This is a genomic window from Nitratidesulfovibrio liaohensis (assembly GCF_011682075.1).
Taxonomy (GTDB): Bacteria; Desulfobacterota; Desulfovibrionia; order Desulfovibrionales; family Desulfovibrionaceae; genus Cupidesulfovibrio; species Cupidesulfovibrio liaohensis.
This window is the reverse complement of the sequence record NZ_VSMK01000509.1, coordinates 1-1,639: the sequence shown is the minus strand read 5'-3', so window position 1 is coordinate 1,639 and position 1,639 is coordinate 1. Positions and strand designations below refer to the sequence as shown.

2 protein-coding genes are annotated in these 1,639 nt (G+C 72.1%); both read right to left on the bottom strand.

The genetic code is table 11. The features are described 5' to 3' along the window. A partial coding sequence (locus FVW27_RS15015; RefSeq protein ID WP_243838493.1) for a sigma-54-dependent transcriptional regulator occupies positions 1-1,333 on the bottom strand: 1,333 nt, incomplete at its 3' end. Beyond that, positions 1,330-1,639: sensor histidine kinase (locus FVW27_RS15010; protein WP_167126631.1), on the bottom strand; the 310-nt coding region annotated here is incomplete at its 5' end. The genes FVW27_RS15010 and FVW27_RS15015, both read right to left, overlap by 4 nt.

Genomic DNA, 1,639 nt, shown 5'->3' with positions numbered 1-1,639 from the left:
CGGGGCCTGCCGCGCCCCCCTTGCCCCCATTCCCGCCAGCCCCCCCCGCAATCCCGGCCAGCGCCCGCAGGTCGGGCGGCAGATCCGCCGGGGTGATGACATCGCCCGCGCAGAGCACGGCGGCCCGCTCGATGATGTTGTGCAGTTCGCGCACGTTGCCCGGAAAGGGATAGCGGGCCAGCACGTCCAGCGTTTCCGGCGCGATGTGCGGGGCGGGCCTGCCCGTGTCGCGCGCGGCCTTTTCCGCAAAGTACTGGGCCAGCAGGGGCACGTCCTCCATGCGCTCGGCCAGCGGGGGCATGCGCAGCACCACCACGTTCAGGCGGTAGTACAGGTCGTGCCGGAAGCGCCCCGCCGCCGCCTCCGCCGCCAGATCCTTGTTGGTGGCGGCCAGCAGGCGCACGTCCACGGGAATGTCCGCCGTGCCGCCCACCCTGCGGATGGTGCGTTCCTGCACCGCGCGCAGCAGCTTGACCTGCATGGGCAGCGACATCTCGCCCACCTCGTCGAGGAACAGCGTGCCCCCTTCCGCCGCCTCGAACAGCCCCTTGCGCTGGCGCACCGCGCCGGAAAAGGCCCCCTGCTCGTGGCCGAACAGCTCGCTTTCCAGCAGTTCCTCGTTGAACGCCCCGCAGTTGATGGCCAGAAAGCGCGACTCCGACCGGCGGCTGAACAGGTGCACCATGCGCGCGGCCAGTTCCTTGCCGGTGCCCGTCTCGCCCAGGATCAGCACGGTGACGTCCGAGGGGGCCACCTGGGCGATGGTGCGCTTCAGCGCCTGCATGCACGGCGCGGCCCCCAGCAGGGGCACGGGCAGCGACCGTTCGCGCAGCTGTTCGCGCAGGCGAGCCACCTCCTGCTTCAGGCGGCGCTTTTCCAGCGCCTTCTGCACCAGCGCCCGCGCCTCGTCCAGGTCGTAGGGCTTGGGCAGGTAGTGGTAGGCCCCGGCGTGCATGGCCTCCACCGCCGTCTTCACCGTGGGGTAGCCGGTGACCACCACCACCTCGGTATCCGGGTGGCGCATCCGCACGGCTCGCAGCAGGTCCAGCCCGTCCATGCCCTGCATCATCAGGTCGGTGAGCACCAGGTCGAAGTCGGCCCCGGCCAACAATTCCAGCGCCTCTGCCCCGTTGGCGGCGGTGAACGTCTCGTGCCCCTGCCGCCCCAGCGCCAGGGCCAGGTTGTCGCGGGCGATGGCCTCGTCATCCACCACCAGAATGCGCGCCGGGCCGGGGGGGCCCGATGCGTGCGGGGTGGCCGGAGATGAAGGGGGCGAAGGGGGGCCCGCCGTCTTCGCGGCAGCGCCTGTTGCCCGTCCGGGCGTGTCGTTCATGCCGCGTCTCCCGTGGGGTCCGGCGCGCCCAGCGGCAGCCGGATGGTGAAGCACGTGCCCGCGCCGGGGGTGCTTTCCACCCCTATGGAGCCGCCGTGCTTGCGGATGATGCCGAAGGCCACGGACAGCCCGAGGCCGGTGCCCTTGCCCACCTCCTTCAGCGTGAAGAAGGGGTCGAAGATGCGGCCAAGGTGTTCTGGCCCGATGCCGATGCCCGTATCGGCCACGCGCAGCACCACCTGGCGCGCCGCCGCGTCGCGCGCGGCGGTGACGGTGATGGCCCCGGCGCGGGGAAGGGCCCCGTCC